We start from the raw sequence: 5,736 nt of genomic DNA on the forward strand, positions 1-5,736 counted from the left end.
GGAGCGCGGACTTCAGTCCGCAGCACTCCGCGAGTCCGCGCAGTGCGAAAGTTAGGATGTCGTTTTTCGAGGCTGGAGGTCGCCGAGTTTGAAACGCGCAGCGCCGAGTATGAGCGTTCGATGAATGGCACATGCTGCGGACTGAAGTCCGCGCTCCTTGGGCGCTGGGACCGCCTCACGCCCGGCTCTTGTCGGTCTTGGAGCGGTTCCAGAAGGAGGGCTTGGCGGGAACTGCGCGGCGGATTTCCACGGTGGGTTTTTTGGTGACCGTGGGGGGCGGTGGAGACTTGGGTTTGTCCGCTGCTTTTTCGGGCTGCGCGGGTGTAGGTGTGGCAGGCGGTGCGTCGGCGGGGCCGTAGAGCTCGCGGGTTTTCTGGTGCATCATTTCGGCCTCGGCGGCACGCTGCATGGAATCGCGGATGGTGGAGGGCACGGCGCTTTCGGTGAGTGGTGGCAGCAGCGGATTGGGTCCGGCGGCCCAGGTGCCGAGCGTGGGCATCATCGAGGCAATTTCGTTCTGGTTGTTCACCTTGTGCAGACCGATGACGCGGAGGGAAGTGCCAAAGAGGTAGAAGATGGTGCTGTCGTCCAGACCTTCGACCATGCTGCCGCCGCGCTGCAGGATGGGGCTGCCGCGCAGGATGATTTCACCCTCGGTGATGAAGGCTTCCTGGCAGAGGGCCTTGGCGGGCTCGTTGAAATTCATTTCAATGAACACCTTGCCACGGGCACGTGCTTTGAGCGGCTTGCCATCGGCGGAGTATTTGAAGACCTGGATCGAATCTGCGGCGATCTTGATGTAAGGCGGGAACTCCAGCTGCTGCGTGGAGATGCTCTTGGCCTCCACGAAACTCATGCTGAGCAGGAAGCTCAGATCGGTGGGAGATTTCACCAGCGAAATGTCTTTGGTACCGGCTTTGTCAGCGGTCGCGGACTTGTCGGCAGTGTTGAGGCTGGTGCAGCCGACGCAGAGCGCAGCAGTTGCCAGCAGGGCGACTGCGGAGCCGGGGTTGAACAGGGAGGGAAGGTTCATCTGCAAGGCTTAGATACACCCAAAGGTGAATTTGCTCATCTTGAAATTATTATAATGTGCCGTCCGAGGCCTGAGCGGGTGGCCTGAGGCGCTCGTAGGTGGAAAACCTGAGGGCGTGGGCATGGGTGGTGTCGGCTGGAAAATCCTGCCGGGAGGTCTCCTGCCATTCGGCGGGATTCACCGTGGGGAAGGGGACGCCGCTGCCGAGGGTGGAGTCCACGTGGGTCAGGATTAACCGATCAGCGCAGGGTATGGCGGCGGCGTAGGCCTCTCCGCCTCCGCAGACAAACAACTCGCTGGCACCCCCTGCGGCGGCGACTTGCAGGGCCTCGGCCACGCTGGCCACGACATCGCCAGCGGGAGGGATGTAGACGGGGCTGCGCGTGAGCACCAAGGGGTGGTGATCCTCAAACCAGCCGATCATTTCTTCATAGGTGCGGCGGCCGATGAGCAGCCACTGGCCGCGTGTGGTGCGGCGGAAGTGTTCTTTATCCCGTGGCAGGTGCCAGGGCACACCGGTGCCGGTGGAGATGAAGCCGTCCGCTGAAACGGCGGCGATGAGGGTCAGTGCCGGGCGTGGACTCACTCAGTAAAGGGCGGACTCGCCTTCGCGCAGCAGGCGCACGCGGTTTTCCAACTGTCGTTCGATGGCTGCTTTGACGAGGCGCTCGGCAGGCTCATGGAGGGGCTCTCCGCCGAGTGGGAAGGTGTCATGATGCATGGGGATCATGGACTGCGCGCCCATCATTTGAAAGGCGTCCAGGGCTTCTTCGGGATTCATGTGCACCTGCCGACCGCTGGGGGCATCGTAGGCACCGATGGGCATGAGCGCGAGATCGATGCTGGCGCGTTTGCCGATCTCCTGAAAGCCGTCAAACATGGCGCTGTCGCCGCAGTGGAAGAGGCAGCGCTCGGGGGACTTGATGAGGTAGCCGCCAAACTGGCGGTGCGTGTCATGAATCATCCGGGCGCCCCAGTGGCGTGCGGGGGTGAGGGTGATGCGCAGATCCCGAAAGGTGGCGCTCTGCCAGGTCTTCAATTCCACGATGCGTCCGAAGCCGCAGTTTTTTACCACTCTGCCTACGCCTTCCGGGACGATGATGGGCTGGGCAGCGGCGAGCTTGCGCAGGCTGGGCAGGTGCAGGTGGTCGTAATGCGCGTGCGTGACCAGCACGAGATCAATGTGGGGCAGGTCATGCGCCCAGACGCTGGGGTGGCGGACGCGCTTCACGGGGCCGTGCCACAGCGCCCAGTTGGGGTCGATGGCGATGTTTACGCCGCCGATCTGACAAAAGAATCCGGCATGCCCCAGCCACGTCACGCCGATCTCGTTGCTCGTGGCGACTGGAAGAAGGCCAAAATCCTCGCCCGGCTGACGCGGGGAGAAGAGGGTGGGAATGAGCACCTCATTGAGGAACTGGATGTTGCGCTTGCGCCAGCCTACAGTGGGGAGCAGGCCGATGCGGTTTCCCTGCGTTTGAGCTTTCTTGAGCAGGCCGCGCTTTTTGAGAGGGCTGGAGGAGGATCCAGCCCCGCCGGATGAGGAAGCGGGATCGAAAAGCATGATTGGCTGCTTGAATCTATTGATAATAAATCGCCCAGCCCCTCAAATACAAGAATTAAGTGCAGGATGTTGTAGCGGCAGGGGTGACGCCCCTATGAGGCTCCTACACGCAAGACCTGCGCCAGATCAGCGGCTTTTCACCGTGCCGAGAGCAGTCACCCACTTGCCTTTGGTGACGACCTTCTGCACCACAAAGCCGGCACGCTTTCCAGCGGCGAGGCAGGGCTTGGCCTGAGACTTCAGAATGCCGGAGAGCATCAGCACGCCGCCTGGGGCGACGGAGCGAACCATCTGTGGAAAAGCCGACTCCAGAATATCAAAGAAAATATTGGCGGCCACGATGTCCCAAGTCTGCTTGGGCTCCCACTTGAGGACATCGACTTTGGTGAAACGCACTTTGGGAGTGTTGTTGCGCACCGCATTTTCCTGCGAGATTTTCACAGCGGCGGGATCGTAGTCGCAGCCCCAGACGCGGGAGGCACCGAGTTTATCAGCGGCGATGGCGAGGATGCCGCTGCCGCAGCCGAGATCTGCCATGGTCCATTTCTGGCCGGCGGCCTGGCGCTCTTCAGCAGCATCGACGAGCAGACGCAGCACGGTGGCGGTGGTGGCATGATGGCCGGTGCCGAAAGCCATGTCGGCAGGCACGGCGATGATTTCGCGGTTGGGAAATTTGGCGCGGGCCAGCTTCAGATCAGCCTGCGTCTTGGCGGTGCAGATCACAAATTTATCACGCACCTTCACGGGCGGCGGAGTCTGGGATGAATGAGCGGCCCAGTTCTGCGTTTTTAATTTGGACACCTCACCGCCGAATTCTTTCTGGATGGCCTTCGCGCGAGACTGAGCCTCGCAATAAACCTCCAGGCGGATCATTTTACGACCGGGGAAACTGGTGATGACGAGAGTGGCGTCCGTGCTCTGCGCGAAACGTTCCTCCCAGGTATCAGCCGAACGTGAAGCAGTGAGTTTGGACCAGACAAACATGAATGTACAATCGTGAGGAGGGAGGTTGCTGGGGCACCAATCAAGGCCTTAAAAGGCGAAGGTTATTTGGTGCCATCAATCTTTCGGAGATTGATGGAGCGGGTGACGCGATTCGAACGCGCGACATCTTCCTTGGCAAGGAAGTGCTCTACCACTGAGCTACACCCGCAAATTTTTCGGTTCGTTTTCGGTTCGATCCGGAAAGTTTGAGGGCGAGATTCTGGCGCATGAAAAAGATCCTGCAAGTGCAAAGTGCATGTGTTGAGAATGTTTTTTTAAAAGCCATGCTGCGGATGTGAATCTTCCCTCCCATACTTGGATCAACGGCCGCATCGTCAGCACTTCTGAAGCCCGCATCTCTCCCTTCGATCATGGCTTTCTGGTAGGTGATGGTGTGTTCGAGACACTCGTTGCACGCCATGGCAAACCCTTCACACCCACGCGGCACTGGCGTCGGCTGGTGGCTTCGTGCCAGGCAATGAACATCGTGCCACCTGAGTTTGAGACTTATGTGAATGCGATGCTGGCGACGATGCAGGCGAATGATCTCACAGATGCGCGCATCCGCGTCACGCTGACGAGTGGTGACGGTCCGCTGGGATCAGATCGTGGTGAGGCACCTGCGACGATGATCGTGGCGACGACACCTCTCAAACCCTGGCCGCCCACCGACACCGTGATGACGGTGCCGTGGACGCGCAATGAGCGCAGCGCTCTCGCTGGCATCAAATCCACTTCGTATGGTGACAACGTGCGAGCCCTCGCGCTGGCCCACGGGGAAGGGGCGGGGGAGGCGATCTTTGCCAACACCCGCGATGAACTCTGTGAAGGCACAGGCACGAACATCTTCATCGTCAGCGCAGGTGTGGTGAAAACACCGCCGCTGAGCTCCGGCTGTCTGGCAGGTGTGACGCGCGGTCTGGTGCTGGAAGCCTGTGCCGCTGCTGGCATTGCCGTGGAGGAAGTCACGCTGCCCATCGAGGCCCTGCATAGCTGCGAAGAAGCCTTCCTCACCTCAAGCACGCGCGATGTGCATCCACTGGCGCGTGTTGATCAGCGTGTGATTCCCGGTGTTGACGGGCCCGTCACTCAGCGCGTGGCGAAGGCATTTCAGGACTTTGTGGCTGGGCGGGATGATCCGTGAAGATGATCGCCCCTCCGTCGGCCGTCGTGTATCACGATTTTTTTTCGTACACCTCGCCCAGCTTGCGCAGCAGTGATTCGAGCTTGGTGTAGTAGTCGTGTTCCTTGAGCTTTGTACGCTGCTCCTTCAAGGTCTTCAATTCGCGTTCCAGCGCATCCCGTGTGGTGCGCTGGGCATCGGTGAGCTGCTGTTCTTCGGCGCTTAACACGAGCACCATCTGCGCGGCGCGTGCGCCATCGACGGCCATGCCGGCGGGGACGGGTGCGTCTGAGCCGAAGACTTCACTGCGGGTGCCAACGCCGTCGCCGTTGTCTTCGAGCAGGGCGTGCTCGGTGGCGAGGCGTTCGTCGTTTTCATAGAAGGTGGTGGTAGCTTTGCTGGCGTGGCGGAAGGCCTCCAGCAGGGAGACTTGTCTGTCTTGATCAAGATCCGCCTCGGGCAGTCCGCCGACGGCTTCGGCAAAGAATTCGCCGAAGCGCGCATAGAAGACTTCGTCCGGGCTTTTGGTGGAAGTAATGATGATGCGGTTTTTGCCGGAGAGCGGTTTCAAGAAGCCGCCGCTGGACGAGGCGGTGTGAATCACGGCGATCTCCTGCTTGAGCGGCTTGATCCAGCCCGCGAGCTGCTTGGCATCAAAGTCCGGGCCTTCCGCGCTGAACTTGGCTTCGCGCCCGTCAAAGGTGCCGTGGCCAATGAGGACGAGCCACAAGGAGTGAGCGGGATCGGAGGCGGTGAGGCGCTTTTCGAGTTCTTCGGTGGTTTTTTCACCGCGAACGACTGCCGGGGTGAGGCCTGCCTTGGTGCAGGCGTTCGTCCAGGCATCCACCTGCGTTTTGAATTTCTTGCCGTACTCCTCGGTGCCGGGTGCACCGAGAACGATGAGGACATCGAGCTCGCGCGGGGCGGCATGCAGCAGCGAGGCGAAGAAGGCGAAGCATGCAGCAAGCCAGAATTTTACACCGCAGAGGTGGGAACGCCGCAGAGATCTTTTTTCTGAATCAAATCTCTGCG

At 60.5% G+C, this 5,736-nt stretch carries 6 protein-coding genes and 1 tRNA gene; 1 reads left to right on the plus strand and 6 read right to left on the minus strand.

Annotated elements, in window-relative coordinates:
* Nucleotides 1–175 precede the first annotated feature (175 nt).
* From ACIREA_RS25155 to ACIREA_RS25175, 5 genes are all read right to left on the minus strand, one after another.
* Nucleotides 176–1,033, minus strand: a complete 858-nt coding sequence (locus tag ACIREA_RS25155) for a hypothetical protein (protein ID WP_397385079.1) — start codon at nucleotides 1,031–1,033, stop codon at nucleotides 176–178.
* A 49-nt stretch (nucleotides 1,034–1,082) separates the two neighbouring features.
* A complete protein-coding gene (locus tag ACIREA_RS25160; RefSeq protein WP_397385080.1) occupies nucleotides 1,083–1,619 on the minus strand; it encodes a dihydrofolate reductase in 537 nt (178 codons plus the stop codon).
* The gene (locus tag ACIREA_RS25165) at nucleotides 1,620–2,597 is read right to left on the minus strand and encodes an MBL fold metallo-hydrolase (RefSeq protein ID WP_397385081.1); all 978 of its coding nucleotides are present in this window, start codon (nucleotides 2,595–2,597) and stop codon (nucleotides 1,620–1,622) included.
* A gap of 126 nt (nucleotides 2,598–2,723) precedes the next feature.
* Complete coding sequence (locus tag ACIREA_RS25170) at nucleotides 2,724–3,581, minus strand: 50S ribosomal protein L11 methyltransferase (RefSeq protein WP_397385082.1); 858 nt, start codon at nucleotides 3,579–3,581, stop codon at nucleotides 2,724–2,726.
* A gap of 94 nt (nucleotides 3,582–3,675) precedes the next feature.
* Nucleotides 3,676–3,750 (minus strand) — tRNA-Gly (locus ACIREA_RS25175).
* 126 nt (nucleotides 3,751–3,876) lie between these two features.
* Between ACIREA_RS25175 and ACIREA_RS25180 the strand changes: the two genes are divergently transcribed.
* Nucleotides 3,877–4,725 carry an aminotransferase class IV gene (locus tag ACIREA_RS25180; protein WP_397385083.1) on the plus strand — a complete coding sequence of 283 codons (849 nt, stop codon included), beginning with the start codon at nucleotides 3,877–3,879 and terminating at the stop codon, nucleotides 4,723–4,725.
* A 31-nt stretch (nucleotides 4,726–4,756) separates the two neighbouring features.
* On the opposite strand, the gene ACIREA_RS25185 is transcribed toward ACIREA_RS25180, so the two are convergent.
* A partial coding sequence (locus ACIREA_RS25185; protein ID WP_397385084.1) for a hypothetical protein occupies nucleotides 4,757–5,736 on the minus strand: 980 nt, incomplete at its 5' end.

This window comes from Prosthecobacter sp. (assembly GCF_044373815.1).
Lineage (GTDB): Bacteria > Verrucomicrobiota > Verrucomicrobiia > Verrucomicrobiales > Verrucomicrobiaceae > Prosthecobacter.